9 protein-coding genes are annotated in these 20,409 nt (G+C 37.7%); 7 read left to right on the forward strand and 2 right to left on the reverse strand.

All coding sequences use genetic code 11. The features are described from left to right. From ACQ33O_RS04970 to ACQ33O_RS04990, 5 genes are all read left to right on the forward strand, one after another. Positions 1 to 1,404: a TolC family protein gene (locus ACQ33O_RS04970; protein ID WP_430994460.1), complete on the forward strand. Its 1,404-nt coding sequence runs from the start codon at positions 1 to 3 to the stop codon at positions 1,402 to 1,404. Between the two features lie 42 nt (positions 1,405 to 1,446). Beyond that, the gene (locus tag ACQ33O_RS04975) at positions 1,447 to 2,655 is read left to right on the forward strand and encodes an efflux RND transporter periplasmic adaptor subunit (RefSeq protein WP_430994461.1); all 1,209 of its coding nucleotides are present in this window, start codon (positions 1,447 to 1,449) and stop codon (positions 2,653 to 2,655) included. Positions 2,656 to 2,760: 105 nt separating this feature from the next. Continuing rightward, positions 2,761 to 6,324 (forward strand): efflux RND transporter permease subunit, encoded by a 3,564-nt coding sequence (locus ACQ33O_RS04980; RefSeq protein WP_430994462.1) that lies wholly within the window; start codon positions 2,761 to 2,763, stop codon positions 6,322 to 6,324. Positions 6,325 to 6,608: 284 nt separating this feature from the next. After that, complete coding sequence (locus tag ACQ33O_RS04985; protein ID WP_430994463.1) at positions 6,609 to 8,666, forward strand: T9SS type A sorting domain-containing protein; 2,058 nt, start codon at positions 6,609 to 6,611, stop codon at positions 8,664 to 8,666. 92 nt (positions 8,667 to 8,758) lie between these two features. Next, positions 8,759 to 9,550 carry a TIGR00266 family protein gene (locus tag ACQ33O_RS04990; protein ID WP_430994464.1) on the forward strand — a complete coding sequence of 264 codons (792 nt, stop codon included), beginning with the start codon at positions 8,759 to 8,761 and terminating at the stop codon, positions 9,548 to 9,550. 55 nt (positions 9,551 to 9,605) lie between these two features. Here the strand turns inward: ACQ33O_RS04990 and ACQ33O_RS04995 are convergent, their stop codons facing one another. Then, positions 9,606 to 10,457 (reverse strand): polysaccharide deacetylase family protein, encoded by an 852-nt coding sequence (locus tag ACQ33O_RS04995; RefSeq protein ID WP_430994465.1) that lies wholly within the window; start codon positions 10,455 to 10,457, stop codon positions 9,606 to 9,608. A gap of 260 nt (positions 10,458 to 10,717) precedes the next feature. Then, positions 10,718 to 11,137 (reverse strand): DUF1801 domain-containing protein, encoded by a 420-nt coding sequence (locus tag ACQ33O_RS05000; protein WP_430994466.1) that lies wholly within the window; start codon positions 11,135 to 11,137, stop codon positions 10,718 to 10,720. 494 nt (positions 11,138 to 11,631) lie between these two features. On the opposite strand from ACQ33O_RS05000, the gene ACQ33O_RS05005 reads away from it, so the two are divergent. Both ACQ33O_RS05005 and ACQ33O_RS05010 read left to right on the forward strand, forming a co-directional pair. Next, positions 11,632 to 13,482 (forward strand): 2-oxoacid:acceptor oxidoreductase subunit alpha, encoded by a 1,851-nt coding sequence (locus ACQ33O_RS05005; protein ID WP_430994467.1) that lies wholly within the window; start codon positions 11,632 to 11,634, stop codon positions 13,480 to 13,482. Positions 13,483 to 13,826: 344 nt separating this feature from the next. Next, a complete protein-coding gene (locus ACQ33O_RS05010) occupies positions 13,827 to 20,366 on the forward strand; it encodes a T9SS type A sorting domain-containing protein (RefSeq protein ID WP_430994468.1) in 6,540 nt (2,179 codons plus the stop codon). The last annotated feature ends 43 nt before the right edge of the window (positions 20,367 to 20,409 follow it).

Genomic DNA, 20,409 nt, shown 5'->3' on the forward strand with positions numbered 1-20,409 from the left:
ATGGAAAAAAACAGAATCACAAAAACACTGATTGCGCTATTGCTGATAGCGGGCAACAGTGCTGTAGCACAAAAGACGAATGAGTTTACGGTAAAACAAACTGTTGACTATGGATTAAAAAATTCGGTACAGGTAAAAAATGCTTTGCTGGATATTAAAGCACAAAAACAAACCAACCGTGAGTTTACTGCAAATGCTTATCCGCAATTGACTGCAGGTTTAGGGGTTACGCATTATTTTGATATTCCTGTACAGGCAATACCAAACTTTATCAGTCCGGCAACCTATCAAGTATTGGTAGACGAAGGTGTGAAAAACGGAAGTGGCAACACTATTACAATGCCCAATGGTGGCGACTTTGGAGTGATTGCTGCACAGTTTGGTACACCATGGACTGCCAACGGCGGTTTTGATGTGTCGCAAATATTATTTGACGGGCAGGTTTTTGTTGGCCTTCAGGCGAGAGGAGCTGCTATGAGTTTGGCAACAAAAAACGCTGAAGTAACGCAGGAACAAATAAAGGCAAACATCTATAAAATTTATTACCAACTGGCTGTCGGTAAACAACAACTGGCAAGTATAGACGATAATATTGCCACTTTCAATAAGTTGATGAGTGATACCAGAGAGATCTATAAAAACGGCTTTGTTGAAAAATTAGATGTAGATAAAGTGCAGGTATCATTGAACAATTTAACATCAGAAAGAGAAAAGGTTCAGAATGCTTTGGATGCCGGAAATGCAGCCTTGAAGTTTTTGATCAATATGCCTCAAAAAGAAATTTTGGTGTTAACCGATTCGGTGACAGAAGATGAGATCAAAGCAGACCTTTTGGATACTGCTTATAAATACGAAGACAGAAAAGAAATACAGGCGCTTGGGTTTGCTGCAAAGTTGAATGAGTTTAATGTTAAGCGTTTTCAACTAAGCAGATTGCCATCATTGGTTGCGTTTGGTACTTACAGCAGAAATGCACAACGTCAAAAATTTGATTTTTTCGATAAAGGTGATTGGTATAAAACTGCATTGGTTGGTGTAAAGATGAGCATTCCGATATTTGATGGTTTTGCACGTAGAGCTAGAATAGAAAATGCAAAAATTTCTTTGGAAAAAATAAACAATACCACAGAAGCGGCTAAACAAATGGTGGACTATGATGTAGCCAATGCAAAGATCAAAATGAAAAGTGCTTTGCTTACATTGGATATTCAAAAAAGAAATATTGACCTGGCTCAGAAAGTGTACAATACCACTAAGAAAAAATATGAACAAGGGTTAGGTAGTAATCAAGAGATTTCTCTTGCACAAACAGAATTCAGATTAGCACAAGCTAACTATTATGGTTCTTTATACGATGCAATTTCGGCAAAGATAGACTGGCTTAAAGCGATCGGTAAATTATAAAATCAAACTAACATGCTTACAAATCAAATTAACACTATAAAAATGAAAAATTTATTCATAATCGGCACAGCTACGGTATTGCTTTTGTCGGCCTGTGGCAGTAGCAAAAAAGATGGTGCCGCAGATTTAAATGACAAAAAAGCTGCACTCGAAAAATTAAAAGGCGACAAAGTCAAAACAGACGAGCAGATCAAAAAACTGCAGGAAGAATTACTGAAGCTGGATACAAATGCTGCAACTACTTCAAAAATAAAATTGGTAGGTATAACACCTGTAGTTGCTCAAAACTTTAAACATTATATCGATCTTCTTGGTAAAGTAGATGCTGATAATATTTCGTATATCTCTCCCCGTGGTATGCCCGGGCAAGTGAAAGCGATCTATATCAAGCAAGGCGATGCAGTGCGTAAAGGTCAGTTGATCTTAAAATTAGACGACGCTATTGTACAACAACAGGTAGTAGCAGCTCGTCAACAAATGGAAGGGATAAAAACGCAATTAGCTTTTGCTAAAACAATTTATCAACGTCAAAAAAATCTTTGGGATCAGGGTATTGGTACCGAAGTGCAATTAATTACCGCAAAAACTAATGTTGAAGCGTTAGAAAATCAATTAAAAACTGCAGACGAACAAGTGAAGATAGCTCAGGAGCAATTGAAAACAGCTAATGTTTACAGCGATGTGAGCGGTATAGCAGATCAGGTTAACGTAAAAGTTGGTGAATTGTTTTCAGGCGTTTCTGCAGCAGGTGCCCAAATTAAAATTGTAAATACATCCTCTTTAAAAGTAGTTACCAGCGTTCCTGAAAATTATTTAACAAGAATGAGAAAAGGTTCTCCTGTTGAGATCACCATTCCTGATGCTAATAAAAAAATTAGTTCTACTCTTTCTTTGATCAGTCAGTCTATTGATCCGCTTCAAAGAGGTTTTGTCGCAGAAGCAAAGATTCCTTATGATAATGTGTTGAAACCAAATCAAACTGCTATTATGAAAATATTGGATTACAATGCAGTGAATGCAATTGTAATTCCGGTGAATGTTGTACAATCTGATGAAACTGGTAAATATGTTTATGTGTTATCAAAAAGCAGTAATGGTAAAACCACAGCACACAGAGTAACCGTAACCATTGGCGAAGTATATGGTGATAGTGTGGAAATAAAAGGAGGATTAACTGTGAATGATCAATTGGTTACAGATGGTTTCCAGAATTTATATGAAGGACAATTGATCTCTACAGAGGTAAAGTAATTGGATAGCGTCTGCAAAGTTGAATAAAGAAATAATGTACAAGTCTCGAAGTGAATTCGGGAGAAGTTGAAAAGATAACTAACTGATGACAACAAAGATATTTTTATGAATATAATAGAAAAAGTAAAAGCAAAATTTAAAGAGTTTGCACCCACCAGCTGGGCCATAGATAACCGTACTGCAGTTTACATTATTGCAGTGTTGGTTACTTTATGGGGGCTTACAAAGTTCAATACAATGCCCAAAGAACAGTTTCCGGATATAGTTGTTCCAACCATATCTGTGGTTACTGTATATGCAGGTAACTCTCCCAAAGACATTGAGAACTTAGTAACCAGACCAATTGAAAAACAATTGAAAGGTATCAGTGGCGCTAAAGTAAATAAGATACAAAGTACATCGCAGGCCGATTATAGCTTGATCGTTATTGAGTTTGATACGGATGTAAAAACAGATCTGGCTAAACTCAAAGTAAAAGATGCGATCGACAAAGCACAAACTGACCTGCCGAATGATCTTACATCGCAACCCAATGTTGCAGAATTTGCATTCAGTGAAATGCCGGTAATGTTTGTGAATGTGAGTGGAGATTATGACGGTATTAAATTAAAACAGTATGCCGATAAAATGCAGGATAAGATCGAAGAATTAACTGAGATCACCCGTGCTGAAATTGTTGGTGCACCTGAAAGAGAAATTCAGGTAAATGTAGATCCGAATAAGATGTCTTTGGCTCGTATCAGTTTCATGGATATCGAAAATGCTATTGCAAGAGAGAACCGTGATATCACCGGCGGTATGATGGAAGTGGGGAACATGAAACGTACCATTAATGTAAAAGGGCAATTTGCAAGCGCATTGAATCTGCAAAATATTGTAGTGCGTAGTAGTTCACAAGGCGGTACTGTTTATTTAAAAGACATTGCACAACTGGTAGATACCATCAAAGAAAAAGAAAGTTATGCAAGGTTAGATGGAAAGAATGTTGTTACACTTAACATTGTAAAACGTGCCGGAGAGAATTTGATCAACGCTGCCGATAAAGTAAAAGGTATTGTGGCAGATATGCAATTGAAAGAAGAACTACCGAAAGACCTTAAAGTGGTTATCACCGGTGATTTGAGTAAGCAAACTAAAACATCATTCAATGAATTGGTAAATACCATTATCATAGGGTTTATTTTAGTGTTGATCATTCTGATGTTCTTCATGGGTGTTACCAACGCATTCTTCGTGGCGTTGAGTGTACCACTGAGCGTATTTGTGGCATTTATGTTTTTGCCGCTGGCAGATGGTATCATCGGTACAACGGTTACGCTTAACTTCATTGTACTCTTTGCATTGCTGCTGGGGCTGGGTATTATTGTGGATGATGCCATTGTGGTAATTGAAAATACACACCGTATTTATAATAATGGTAAGGTGCCGATCATACGCAGTGCCAAAGAAGCCGCAGGCGAAGTATTCATCCCGGTATTGGCAGGTACAGCAACTACGCTGGCGCCATTCTTCCCGTTATTGTTATGGAAAGGATTGATCGGTAAGTTCATGATCTATCTGCCTACGATGTTGATCCTTACATTGGCAGCATCATTGATCGTAGCATTTATCTTCAATCCGGTTTTTGCAGTAAGCTTCATGAAGCCGGAAGGGAAAGAATTTGAAAAGCCGAAGAAACATATTTGGACAAATAAATGGTTTTTAATTTTTGCAATTGCCGGTGTGTTATTACATCTGCCGGGTTTCCATGGTACAGCTAATTTATTGCTTACAATGGCTTTGTTAATGCTGTTGAATACTTATGTATTGAATGATGTTATACATGCATTCCAGAAAAAAGTGTTGCCTGCATTAATGAATCGTTATGAAAAATTACTGAAATGGATATTGGTAGGTTGGAGGCCGGTATGGGCTTTTGCATCACTATTTGTTTTGTTTATTCTGTCAATTGTTTTACTTGGATTAAGAGGTAATAAATCAACCTTCTTCCCAAGTGGCGATCCGAATTTTATTTATGTGTATTTAAAAATGCCTGTTGGTACTGATGTTAAATATACAGACAGTGTTACACATGTATTGGAAAACAGAGTGCATAAAATTTTAGCGAAAGAATTACCAACAGTACCCGGTGGAATTGTTGAAAGTATTATTACGAATGTTGCAGTAAGTGCAAATAATCCTCGAGATAATAATAGAAGTGTGCAGCCGAATTTGGGACGTATACAAGTATCGTTTGTAGAATATGATAAACGTGAAGGCAAGAAAACCAAACCTTTCATGGAAGAGATTCGTAAGCAAATGGTTGGTATCCCGGGTGCAAGTATTGAAGTTGGTCAGGAAGATGGTGGTCCTCCAACAGACCCTCCGGTAAACATCGAAATACAAGGAGATAATTTTGAAAGCATAGCAAAAGTAGCAAGTGATCTGTCTCATTATTTGGATACAAATCAAATAGATGGAATTGAGAACCTGCAAATGGATGTTGATCTGAACAGTCCTGAAATTGCCATCAATGTTGACAGAGAAAAAGCGATGATGGAAGGATTAAGCACCGGACAAATTGGTATGGAAATTCGTACAGCTGTTTTTGGTAAAGAAGTAAGTAAACTAAAAGACGGCGAAGATGAGTATAAGATACAGTTGCGTACTACAGATCTGATCAGAAACAATATTACCGACATCATGAATATGCGTATCACATTTATGGATATGAATACCATGAGGGTTAAAAGTATACCGATCAGTGCAGTTGCCACAGTTGATTATGGTATTGCCGCAGGTGCAATCAAACGTAAAAATGTAAAACGTACCATTCAATTACAAAGCAATGTATTAGATCCTACAATGGTTGGTAAAGTAAATGCTGAATTGCAGGATAAGATCGATGACTTTAAAACAAAAAACAAGATACCCGCCGACGTTAGTTTAAGATTAAGCGGACAAAGTGAACAGGAAAAAGAAACACAATCTTTCCTTGGTACGGCATTGTTGATCGCATTGGGTATCATCTTTATGATATTAGTATTGCAGTTCAATAGTATCAGTAAACCATTCATAGTAATTACAGAGATATTCTTTAGTATTATCGGTGTATTGTTGGGTTATGCGTTTACAGGTATGACCATTGCAACGATCATGTTAGGTGTAGGTATTGTGGCGCTGGCCGGTATCGTTATTAAAAATGGTATTCTCTTGATCGAGTTCACAGACGAACTTAGAGGAAGAGGTATGAAAACAAGACCTGCGGCAATTGAAGCAGGAAAGATCAGGATCATACCGGTATTACTTACAGCTGTAGCAACTATTTTGGGGTTGTTGCCATTGGCGGTAGGGTTTAATATCGATTTTGTTTCGTTGTTCCAGCATTTGAATCCCCATATTTTCTTCGGCGGAGATAGTGTGGTATTCTGGGGGCCTTTAAGCTGGACAATGATCTTTGGTCTGATCTTCGCATTCTTCCTTACATTGATTATGGTGCCAAGTATGTACCTGATCTCTGAAAGATTGAGAAGACCGATGGAACAATTCTATGGAACTAAGTTTATTGGTTTGTTAGGGTTTGCCGGTCCGTTCTTCTTCATATTTGTAGGTATTATGTATCTGGTAAGAAGAATTCAAGGGAAAAAAGTATGGAATGGCACCTATAAATCAGTGCCTAAAAGATCTTAGATAGCTTAAAAATGCTTAATATAAAAGCTGCATCACTAAAAGGATGCAGCTTTTTTTATTTTTTGAAAGTCTGATTTAAAATAAAATTGTATATTGCTGTGTAAATAATACACATTATTTCGAGATGATGAACATAATGTTGTAGTTTCCCTTTTTTTTAATCCTTCCGATACCTACAAAAAACGATCGCTTTTATACTTCCTTATCTCTATTGATCAAGCATTGATAATTCCAAAGCAGATTGTTGATATACCCTAATTGATAAATAACAAATACTTGTTCAAATGAAACAAAAACTCTACTTACTGTTTACTGCATTTTTTTACAGTTTCGCTGCCTTGGCACAATGCCCCGAAGGTGTTGCCATCAAAGGCATTACCAAACCCTCCGGTTGTACTACCACCGATGGAAAATTTACAATAACGGTAAAGCCTTCTTCTACTCCTGCAGTATATGAAAGTGGCTATGTAAGAGCCGGTAATACAGATACGCTTTGGTTTTCACATACCAGTGAGGATAATAATATTACTAACAAATCTGCAGGTACATATATAGTAATTGTAAGAAATATTGCAACAAAAGCAGTTTGTACAAAAAGAGATTTTGTACTTAGCTCAAATTATGCTGCAAGTTTTACAAACGTCTCTACACCTGCAACGGCATGTAATATTGCAGATGGTAAAATTGTTTTAAGTGGTGTGTCCGCAACCGATTCGGTTAGTTGGATATCGTCATTTGCTCCGGTATTTACAGTAGTTTCAAGTTTGTCTCCGGCTAATACCATTCCAAATCTTAAAACCGGATTGTATTACATTATTATAAAGAGCCCTAACGGTACTCAATGTTTTGCTACAGATACCACTTTGGTTGGAAATACCGGAGTTGGTGCAAATGCTTGTCCTGCACCTACACTTTGTACAAATGCTTATGGCCCTAATAAATTTACCAATGGTACATTTGGTGCAGGCGCATCTTTGAATGGACCAGCCTTGCCGACAGGAGAAACAAATTACGGCTATACACAATTGGCGCATTATGGCCCTGATGATGGATTTTATGCTATTGCAAGATCTACAGATTACAACGGTTCAGGAGGAAAGGTTTTTGATACATGGGTACTTACATCCGATCATACCGGAGATCCAAATGGGTACATGATGGTAGTTAATGCAAGCTTTGATAAAGACATTGTTACTGAAAAAACAATTACAGGATTATGTCCGAATAAAACATATCAGTTCAGTGCTTATGTAAAAAGCCTTCATACAGGTATAAAACCCAACCTCACATTTTTAATTGATGGAGTAGGTAAATACAGAACGGGAGATATCCTTACAAATGATTGGGTGAATATTGGGTTTACTTTTAAATCATCCGGTACTTCTGCAAAATTCAGTATTAGAAATAATAATCCGGGAGGTTCTGGTAATGATTGGGTGATAGATGATATTCTGGTAGGTGTATGTGCCCCTACTATTGCAATGATCCCTGTAAATGGCTCTAACTGTCAAAATCCTGCTACCAGTTTGTCGGCTACCGTTACGGATGTAAGCCATTTATACGTGAAATACAAATGGCAGGTAAACAGCGGAAGCGGATATGTTGATGCAGCCGGTGGCGCAGGCACAGGAACTTTTGTTGGTGATGCTTATACTGCTACATTAGTGCCTACCCCGAGTCCTATTACCAGTTTACAACACGGCTGGTCGTACAGGTTAATTGTAGCAGAAGAAGATGATGATTTTGCAGATATAGATTGCCGTTATGTTAATGCAACTACATTGGTTGTAGCTCAATGCGGAGCAGTTTTGCCTGTTAAATTCAATAATGTAAATGCAGTGTTCAATAATAATGCAGGAAAAATATCATGGGGGGTAGCGGATCAAACCAATGTAAAACAATATGAAGTAGAAAAAAGTATAGATGGTACTAATTTCAGTTATCTGACTACTATTGCAAATACCTCATTAAATAATTATTCAGCAATCGATAATGCATTACATGATGGAGTTAATTATTACAGAATAAAAGTTATCAATAACGACGGCAGATATTCATACAGTACAATTGTAACATTAGCTTTAAAAGGAAATGTCGGATCTGTCAGAGTTTTTCCAAATCCGGTGCAAGACAGATTGTTTGTATGGATGCCCGATAATACAAAAGCTGAAAACATTATTATTATGGATGCGGTTGGCAAAAAAATAATGCAAAAAGCTGTTGTTGGAAATGCTACCAATGTTGCTGATATTGATGTAAGGAATTTGCCAAAAGGTGTGTACAGAATTCAGGTAACAACCGATAAGAATGTAACAACCAATTTGAGTTTTATCAAAAAATAACCGTTCAGATATTCTAATATTCCGACCCTGTAATTTTACGGGGTCTTTTTTATGCGAAACATTTTTATGAACTACATTTGAAAAAAAATAACATGATAAGCAATCACGAAATAGACTACAAAATTTACGGAGAAGAACTTCAGTTTGTAGAAATAGAATTAGATCCGAATGAAACAGCCATTGCAGAAAGCGGCGCCTTTATGATGATGGATAACGGTATTGAAATGCAAACAATGTTTGGTGATGGAAGTCAGCAGCAAGGTGGACTCTTGGGCAAATTACTAAGCGCCGGTAAGCGTTTGATCGTTGGCGAAAGTTTGTTCATGACAGCATTCACCAATGCAGGACAAGGGAAAAAGCGTGTAAGTTTTGCAGCACCTTATACTGGTAAAATAATTGTGTTTGATCTGCAAAAACTGGGCGGAAAGATCATTGCACAAAAAGATGCTTTCCTGTGTGCAGCCAAAGGCGTAAGTATTGGTATCGAATTTCAAAAAAGATTAGGCACCGGAATTTTTGGTGGCGAAGGTTTTATCATGGAAAAATTAGAAGGAGATGGTTTGGCATTTGCTCATGCCGGTGGTTATATCATTGAAAGAGAATTGCAGCCCGGCGAAATATTAAAAGTTGATACAGGTTGTATTGTTGCCTACACACCAAGTGTAGATTTTGATATTGAAATGGTACGTGGTATCAAAAACTGGATGTTTGGCGGCGAAGGATTATTTTTTGCAAAACTGCAAGGCCCCGGAAAAGTATGGTTACAATCTTTACCCATTAGCCGTTTGGCCGGAAGGATCATGCAATATGGAAGTTTTGGTGGAAGAAAAGAAGAAGGAAGTATATTAGGTGGACTTGGTAATTTGCTCGACGGAAGAGAATAATTATTTCAGCATAATAAAAAGCCGTCTCATTTTTGGGACGGCTTTTTATTGGATCTTAGTCTTTGCTAATTCCCGGATAATTCGAGATCACTTCAAAATTATACTCATCTTTATTTTTCAGTTTTTGCATGAAGTTGCGTAGTGTTGCCGAGTCTGTAGCATCCGCATATACCTGATCATGCGCCAGCAATACAAGGTGGTCAGGTGTTTTAGTTTTTCCTTTAGAGAAAATACTATCTACCTGTTGCAATATTTCATCATCGGTATTTTCTAAATTCAATGCATTGTTGAAATGCCATTCCAGATCCCATCCAACAACCGTAAACCCTTTTGATTGTAAACTATCGGCTGCGGCCGTACTGTTTTTAAGATCGGTGCTGTTTACGCCGGTTGTTCGCCAGATGTTTCTTCCGGGTGTACGGATGATCTTACTTGATAAACGCAGACTGTCTTCACAACGCATAAAATCATTGGCAACACTATCGGGCATTGTATAAAATTTTGAATAGGCATTACCTGCATGAGAATAGCTGTGGTTGCTGATCTCAACATAATTGTTTAGTAACAAACTATCATAGGTGGCAGTTTGCTCTCTACTGCCATATACCTGCTCACCAATTAAAAACATGGTGATTGGTATTTGTTCTTCTTCTGCAATATGCATCACTTTACGAGTGCCTTTATTCGGACCATCGTCAAACGTGAGGTAAATGGTTTTCTTTTTTTTCTTTGTGCTTGTAACGTCACTTTTTTTTTGTTTCGTTGAATCGGGCAAAGAAAATTGAATGTTATTTACTGATACATTGGTTTCAGTTTTGTAACTGTGGCAGGCGGTAAAAACAACACTGATAAAGGTTGTTCTTAAAATTGTAGAAGCTGTCTGCTCGGCTTCAGCGTCGGGGTCCATAAAGTTTGGGGTATAAATTGATTTGTGATATGAAGATATATCTACGAAGAAGCTGTTTGCAAATTTTTGCTGTTAATGATTTTGTAAAGTAATTTTGATACCGGCTTAGGTTTTCCATGGCATCATCGTTGCGTCGCAATCCTTTCATCGACATACCAACAAGGAGCTTTTATCCAAGCGTATTTTGTCTGAATCAGAATTTACAGAATTATAAAATGAACAAAATTTCTTATCGATGTAAGCTGTTGCAAAGTTCCCCTTTAGGGGGCGGAGGGGGTATCTGGTTTCTTAAAAACAATTTTAGTACCCAACGCATCAAGCGCCACCGCTTCTTTCAATAATTTTTTAATGGCTTTTTCATTGATATCTTCAGGAGTATGATAGATCTTATAAAATATTTGCTTATTGGTGCCATGTGTTAAATAACCATCTACATCTTTTAATTGATTACCATACCAAAAACCTAACAGCACACCTTTCTTAATTCCTCCTCTCGGAATACTAGCCGGCCATACAATACAAATGCCTTTCTTGCCATAAAAGAACGGAACATTGTAAGAGATCTTTTCTTTACAGTAAGCCGGTAAATTTTCAATAATGATCTGGCGGAGTACATCAACAATGATCCGCTCATTTTCCGGAAGTAGTTCAAACAATTCTATGAGGGATTTGATTTTCATTTGCTCTTTAAGGATGCATTACAGTTTCAGATCACTTATATTATTACTTATTCGGTCGTCTTAGAAAAAATTTCTTTATAAGGGCATTTTAGGCAAGCAAAAGAAACATACAATTAGCAAGAGATAACAATTTAGTACGATCACCTACAAACTCAGTAACTCATCTTACAATTCTAGTCAGCCAAGCTATAAAATTAGTAGGGTTACTTACTAATTTAGTAGGCCTAGCTACAAATTTAGTAACCTGACATACTGATTTACTACCTCGGCATACAAAATTTAGACCTCTTACTTACAAAATCCCTAACATCTCCTACTAATTCAGTAACACAACCTATAAAACCGGTAGCTCTCCACAAAAATCATCAAATCCCCAAACTTACAAATCATCAAATCAACTCGGCAACGTTCCCGTTAAAAATTCTAAAAACAAAGTAAAAACCTCGATTTTCGGCGTAACTTTGCCCCCACTTTTAACGATTGTAATTATTATTATGAGTACAGTTTCCGAACAGGTTTTACAAGATGTGGTGATCAAATTCGCTGGCGATAGCGGCGATGGTATGCAATTAACCGGCAGCCAGTTTACCAACAATACAGCATTATTGGGTATCGACTTAGCTACTTTCCCGGATTTTCCGGCAGAGATACGTGCCCCATTAGGTACCATTCCGGGTGTGAGTGGTTACCAGTTGCGTTTCAGTAGTGATCGTGTTTTCACCCCGGGTGATAACTGCGATGTATTGGTTGCAATGAATGCCGCAGCATTAAAGACAAATTTGAAAGTAATTAAGAAGGGTGGTATCGTAATTGTAAACACAGACGGTTTCGATTCGAAGAACCTGCGTTTAGCCAATTACGCTGAAGGCGTAAATCCTTTGGAAGATAATACCCTTGATGCTTACACGGTATATAAAATGGATGTTACTAAAATGACCCGTGAGGCATTGAAGGACATTGCAATGGGTACAAAAGAAAAAGACAGAGCAAAAAATATGTTTGTGCTGGGCTTTTTGTACTGGATGTACAACCGTGATATGAATACAACCATTGAATTCTTTAAAGAAAAATTCGGTAAGAAGCCGGAAATTCTTGAAAGTAATATCAAAGCATTACAGGCGGGTTATTTCTTTGGTGATACTACCGAAACTTTTACTACTCGTTTTAAAGTAGAAAAAGCTAAGATGGAAAAAGGTGTTTACCGTTCTATCATGGGTAACCAGGCTTTATCATTTGGGTTGATAGCAGCTGCTGAAAAAAGCGGATTGAATATGTTCTTAGGATCTTATCCGATCACACCGGCAACTGATATCTTACATGAATTAAGTAAATACAAATCTTTCGGCATCAGAACATATCAGGCAGAAGATGAAATTGCAGCCATTACTTCGGCTATTGGTGCCAGTTATGGTGGTGCTTTAGGTGTTACAACTACCAGCGGTCCGGGTATGGCATTGAAAGGAGAAGCAATGGGATTGGCAGTAATGCTTGAAATTCCCTTGTTGATCGTAAATATACAGCGTGGTGGTCCAAGTACGGGTTTACCAACTAAAACAGAACAAAGTGATCTGATGCAGGCTTATTACGGCAGAAACGGTGAATGCCCGATGCCGATCATTTCAGCATCTACACCAAGCGATTGTTTTGCAGCAGCATACGAAGCAGCAAGAATTTCTGTTCAACACATGACTCCGGTTATTTTATTAAGTGATGGATACATTGCCAATGGTGCTGAACCTTGGAAATTCCCTAAATCTGCTGACTTGCCTGAATTCAACGTTAAATTCAAAGAAGGGTTGGATGAAGGAGAAGAAAAATTACAACCATACAAACGTGATGAAAAATTAGTTCGTCCGTGGGCTATCCCTGGTACTCCCGGTTTAGAACACCGTGTGGGTGGTTTGGAAAAACAAGATATCACCGGTAACATTAGCTATGACAGCGATAACCACCAACATATGGTAAAAACACGTCAGGCTAAAGTTGATAAAATTGCCGATTATATTCCATTACAAACATTGGATAGTGGTGCAGAAAAAGGAAAAGTGCTTGTGTTAGGATGGGGTAGTACTTATGGTGCTATTAAAAGTGCAGTAAAAGAATTGCAGGATGAAGGCGTTTCAGTTTCACATGCACATTTACGTTATATACGTCCTTTCCCTAAAAATTTAGGTGAGATATTACATAATTTCGATCATGTTTTGATCCCTGAGATCAACAATGGCCAATTGGTGAAGATCATTCGTGATCAATATTTTATTGATGCTAAGGCTTACAATAAGATCATGGGTGTACCTATCACTAAGGGTGAGATCATTGATCAAGTGAAGCAATTGATCAAATAATATTCTAACAAACAATATGTTCAAGCCCCCGCTATCAAAGCGGGGGCTTTTTCTTTTGATCCCACATATTATAAAAAAAATCATGTTCAAATAAAATAAAACTAAGCACTAACACGTTCTACTTAGTAGAATTCCGAGATCCTGATAGTAAAAACTGAAACAAACCCAATACCTCATGTGCATGAATATTACTATATCTGCGCCGGCAGATTATACCAAAAAGCCCCACAACTCTTATCGGATTTATTTTCATTTAAACAATTCAGATAAAATTTTTCTTTAAATCAATTGGTTTAAAGTAAAATATATTATACCAAGCCCCAGTATTTTATAAACTTATGACGATGAATAGATCCTATACGAAAACCTTTGCATTGAGTTGCCTGCTGCTACTTTTTTGTGTAGTTGGTTTTGCTCAGTTACAGTTAGAGTTTGATGGTAACAGTTATCCTTCTGCTCCATCAGGGCCCAGCGTTGCGCCGGTTTCGGCAAATTTCAGACTGAATACAACCGGTACTACTTTTACAAATTATACCTTGGCGGGGCAGCCGCTTACAGTAACAGCAAGCTGGTCTAACCAACAATATACGGCCGTAGCTGGTGGTGGAACACAAACGGGTAATGCGTTTGGTTTGAACTCCAATAATAGTTCAAAATTGGCAAATACTTCGGAGCCTGTTTGGTATACATTAAATACAATCAGTTCTCCTACTAATGCAATGATGACCTCTAACCCTTACGGAACCGGAGGCACAGGCATTGATGTGGCTACCAATTATGGGTTCAACTGTTTTACTACAACAGAACCGTTATATGCAGCCAATGTAAGCACTTCCGGCAGGTATTATTATAGTGATCTTACATTAACGTTTAGCAAGCCGATTTCCAACCCGGTTTTTCATGTTATAGGATTGGGAGGAACAGTGAGTGGCCTTGGCTTTGCAACAGAATTCGATTTGGTAACAAGTGGCATTACTTTAGCAAGAATTTCAGGGAGCAATGTATTTAAAGTAACATCTAATCAAATATTAAATAATTCGGGTACTATAAACGCAACTTCATCTTCAGCCGGTGCTTTATTGGCAGATGGTGCAGGTTCTGGTGCAGCTTCAGGTAGTATAAGAATGACAGGTAATAATATTACCAGTGTCAAATTTAAAGTGTACCTGAGAGGTGATGGAAGTGGAACGAAATGGGGGGCGTCGAATAGTTATTCTGGCGATAAATGGCTGCTCGGTTTTTCAATGAACCAGCCAGTAATTACCGGTAATGTATATGATGATGCAAATGCATTAAAAGCTTCTCCGTTAAATACAATTGATGGTACGGGAACTAATGCCGGGGGAACATTATATATTAACCTTATTAATGCTCTTGGTAATGTGGTGCAAAGTGTACCCGTACAATCTGACGGAACTTATACATTTCAAGATCTGTTACCAACATCATATCCGGTAACTTATACAGCCAGGTTAAGTACAACACAAGGAACAGTTGGTAGTGCTGCACCAGCTAACAGTTTACCATCAGGATGGATAAATACAGGAGAATTAATTGGTACAGGTGCAGGTACAGATGGTATAGTAGATGGAACATCTGCCCCTATTATATTAACAGGTGGCGCAACATATTATGATAACGTAAATTTTGGCATAGAAAAATTACCTGTTGCAAACGATGTAACCGCAGCAAGTCAGACAAACCCTGGGGGAACAATTAAAGTAATTGTGCCAACATTAAATGGTACGGATCTGGAGCAAGGAACTTTTTCAGGTACAGGTAATTTGGATACAGTTATTATTAATACAATACCATCCGTTTTAACAATGGGTAGGCTGTATTACAACAATGTTTTAGTAGTGGCGGGTGATACCATAAAAAATTACGATCCAACAAAATTAACTTTCGATCCGATCAACGGAGCAGTAACAGCAACTTTTACTTATAGTGAAGTAGATGCTGCCTTAAGAGCAAGCACTCCGGCAACTGTAACGATGCCTTTTGCAACAATTAGTATAAGCGGTACAGTAAATGATGATGCAAACGGATTAAAAGGTACTCCATCTAATACGGTTGATGGCACAGGCACTAACGCCGGAGGGTTAAACGCAGTTTTATATGATGCAGTACAAGATACTGTTGTTGCAAAAATTGTGCTTCCTTCAAGTGGTGTATATAGTTTCACAGGAATTAATGCAGGAACTTATTCTGTTAAAATAACAACAAATAATGCTACGATGGGTGCAGCTTCGCCTGCAGTAGCATTGCCTCCAAACTGGATACATACAGGTGAGTATTTAGGAGCAGGAGCCGGTAATGATGGTACTGTAAATGGTATCCTATCAATCGGAACTATTTCAATAAACACAACCAATGCTAACTTTGGTATTGAGCAGTTGCCAACTGCGAATGCAGTGACTGCGTCAAGTCAAACCAATCCGGGTAGCACGATAAAAGTAACTGTACCAACATTGAATGGGGCTGATCCTGAACAAGGAACATTTGCCGGTACAGGAAATTTAGATACAGTTATTATAAATACATTACCTAATACAACAACCATGGGTCGATTGTATTACAATAATGTTTTGGTAGCAGTAGGTGATACGATAAAAAATTACGATCCAGCGAAATTGACTCTAGATCCAGCTGACGGCGCAATCACTGCAACATTTACTTATAGTGAAGTAGATGCCGCATTAAGATCAAGTAGTACCGCTACAGTAACGATGGCTTTTACAACAATTAGTATTAGCGGTAATATATATGATGATGCAAACGGATTAAAAGGTACTCCATATAATACGGTTGATGGCATAGGCACTAACGCCGGAGGATTAAACGCAGTTTTATATGATGCAGTACAAGATACTGTTGTTGCAAAAATTGTGCTCCCGTCAAGTGGTGCATATAGTTTTACAGGACTTAATGCCGGAACTTATTCAATTAAGGTAACAACAAATAATGCTACAATAGGCGTAGCTTCTCCTGCAGTTATATTACCCTCAAGTTGGGTAAACACCGGGGAGTATTTAGGTGCAGGAGCCGGTAATGATGGAACAGCAAATGGTATTTTATCAATCGGTACAGTTGTTGTAAATGTAACCGGTGCAAACTTTGGTATAGAACAACTGCCAACGGCTAATGTAGTGACGATGGCTAGTCAAATAAATCCTGGAGGAACAATAAAAATAACGGTACCTGCATTAAATGGATCAGATCCCGAACAAGGTACATTTGATGGTTTATCAAATCTTGATACAGTGATTATTAAAACATTGCCAACCAACGGAACATTGTATTACAATAATGCACCCGTTGTAGCAGGAGATACAATCAAAAATTACAATCCGTCTTTATTAAAAGTAGATCCCAATGACGGTGCTGTAACGATAAGTTTCACTTATGTAGAAATAGATGCAGCATTGCAATCAAGTTCATCAGCATCAGTGTCGATGCCATTTGGTACGACAAGTATCAGTGGTATGGTGTATAATGATGCAAATGCTTTACAAGATGCGATAGTGAATGGTACAGGTACTAATGCCGGCAATACTTTATATGCTCAATTATTGAACAGCAGCAATACAGTTATAGCAACAACAGCAGTTGCAACAGATGGTACATATAGTTTTGCCGGATTGAATGGCGGAACATACACTGTGTTGATCAATACAGTTTCAAGTGCATCAACATCAACAACTTTACCAACCAATTGGATAAACACTGGAGAATTTAACGGTACAGGTGTAGGTAATGATGGAACAGTAAATGGCACATCAGCAATAGTTACTGTGTCAACTGCAAGTATAACCGATGTAAACTTTGGCGTTGAACAATTGCCGGGAGCTAATGCAATAACCGCGGCGAACCAGGTTAACCCTGGAGGTTCAATTAAAGTAACTGTACCAACTTTAAATGGTTCTGATCCTGAACATGGAAGCTTTACCGGTATCAGCAATTTAGATACAGTAATTATTAAAACATTGCCAGCTAACGGAACATTGTATTACAATAATGTTGCTGTTGCAGCAGGCGATACGATTAAGAATTATAATCCAACTTTATTAACTGTTGATCCGAATAATGGCGCTGTCACATTAAGTTTTACTTATGTAGAAGTAGATGCAGCATTGCAATCAAGTAATACAGCTTTAGTGTCAATGACATTTACTACACTTACTTTAAGTGGTACTTTGTTCGATGATGCAAATGGATTAACGGATGACACTGTGAATGGTGTAGGCGCAAACGGCTCAGATATTGACACGGACTTGGCAGGTAGTCAATCATTGTATGCACAGTTATTAGATAACAGTAACAATGTAATTGCTACAACAGCAATTGCATCAAACGGTACATATAGTTTTACAGGATTAGATGCAGGAGTATATGCTATAGTGATCAACCAATCTGCTTCAGCAAATGTAACTCCGGGTCTACCTTCGGATTGGATAAATACAGGCGAATATGGAGGAACAGGCCCGGGTAATGACGGTAATACTAACGGTGCCCTATTATCAATAATATTGAGTACAGCCAATGTTAATAATATAAACTTTGGTCTAAATAAAATTCCTGTTGCAGATGATGTAACAACAGCTAATCAAACGAATCCTGGTGGTACTGTTAAAGTAACCGTACCAACATTAACCGGAGATGATTATGAAGATAATGTGTATAATGGCATAAGTGGTACAAATACTTTGATCATAAATACCTTGCCAACTAACGGGGTGCTGTATTACAATAACACAGCAGTACTAGCGGGAGATACCATTAATAATTATAATCCGGCATTATTAACTGTTGATCCGAATAATGGCGCTGTCACTGTAAGCTTTACATATAGCGAAGTAGATGCTTCGTTGCAGTCAAGTGCGCCGGCTACTGTAACTATGGTATTTGGTACAATTAGTTTAAGTGGAAATGTGTATGACGATGCAAATGGTTTACAAGATGCTATTGTTAATGGAATTGGAACGAATGCTGGCGGTAATCTATATGCACATTTATTAGACGATAATAATATTGTAATAGCAACTACCAATGTTTCGAATAATGGTTCTTATAGTTTTACCGGATTGAATGGCGGTACATACAGTGTATTGATCAATACATCATCAACCGCATCAACATCTACACAGTTACCAAATGGTTGGGTAAATACAGGAGAGTATAATGGCATAACAGCAGGTAATGATGGTTTGATTAATGGTGTATCAGCAATGATAACCTTATCTTCTTCAAATGTAAGCAATATAAATTTTGGTATTGAACAAACACCAACTGCTAACATAGTAATGGCTCCCTCTCAGGTTAATCCGGGTGGTACAGTTAAAGTGATAGTGCCTGTATTAAATGGTTCGGATCCTGAGCAAGGGAATTTTATCGGAACCGATAACCTAGATACGGTAATAATAAAAACTTTACCAAACAACGCTGTATTATATTACAACAATGTAGCGCTAGTTTCAGGTGATACTATTAAAAATTATAACCCTACTTTGTTAATGATAGATCCTAACGATGGAGCAATTACTATAAACTTTACATACGCTGAAGTTGATGCTGCATTGCAATCGAGTTTGTCAGCTAACGTAAGTATGTCATTCGGCACTTTGAAAATAAGTGGTAATGTATTTAACGATGCAAATGGATTAACCGATGGTATAGTAAACGGATCGGGAACAAATGCTAACGGAGCTTTACGTGCTCAATTAGTAAACAGTAGTAATGCCATTATTGCAACTGCTATTGTTGCAAGTGATGGAACCTATAGTTTTTCAAATGTGAATGGAGGTACTTATACAGTAATTGTAAGTGCATCGTCTGTAACACCACTGAATTTATTGGCTACGCCACCAACCGACTGGGTAATAACAGGTGAGCATATTGGAACAGGTCCGGGTAATGATGGTGCTGCTAACGGTAAATCATTGCCAATCATAGTTTCAACTACAGATATCGACAATATCAATTTTGGTCTTGAGCAAATATCTGTTGCTGATGAGAAATGGGCTAATCCTCAATTGAATCCGGGTGGTACAATTAAAGTACCGGTGCCGGTATTAACCGGAAATGATCCTGAAGATGGTAGTTATATTGGCGTAGATCTGTCGGATACGATCATCATTAAAACACTGCCTTTTAACGGTAAGTTATATTACAATGATCTGCTTGTAAACGCAGGTGATACTATTAAAAATTACGATCCGGCTAAATTAATGTTAGATCCTAACCCAGGAATTATAACTGTATCATTTACTTATAGTCAAGTAGATGCCGCACGTTTTGGTGGAAGAGCAGCAAGTGTATATTTACCTTTCAGCGCCGTGCTACCTGTAACCTTAATTGACTTTGCAGGTAAATTTACAGGTAGTAGTGTTGATCTTACGTGGTCAAGTGCTACTGAAACTAATACAAGTTATTATGAGTTGGAAAGAAGTGCTGATGGTACCACATTTACGTCGATCGGTAAAATGTATGCATCGGGTGCTAACTCTTCTTATTTCTTGTCTGATGTTATGCCATCAACCGGTGTTAATTACTACCGTTTGAAAATGTTTGATAAAGACGGAGAATTTACTTTCAGTAAAGTAGTAGTGATCAAAATTGATGGTAACGTTGTTGCGATCACTTCGGTTAAACCTAATCCGTTTGTAAGTAACGTAGATGTATATGTTGATCTTACCAATGCAACAGACATTAAAGTAGGAATATTTGACATGGGTGGAAAAACGATCTATCAAAACATAACAAAAGGTAATAAGGGATTGAACTGGTTAAATGTGAAAGATCTGGATAAACTTCAGAAAGGTGTTTACATTCTTAGAGTAACTGCCGGCGAAACAACCATCCAAAAGAAAATATTGAAGAATTAATAAACTAATTGCTGTTTAAATTAGAGGGCTGCTTCATCATTGA

This window comes from Ferruginibacter sp. SUN002, from assembly GCF_050611725.1.
Taxonomy (GTDB): domain Bacteria; phylum Bacteroidota; class Bacteroidia; order Chitinophagales; family Chitinophagaceae; genus Ferruginibacter.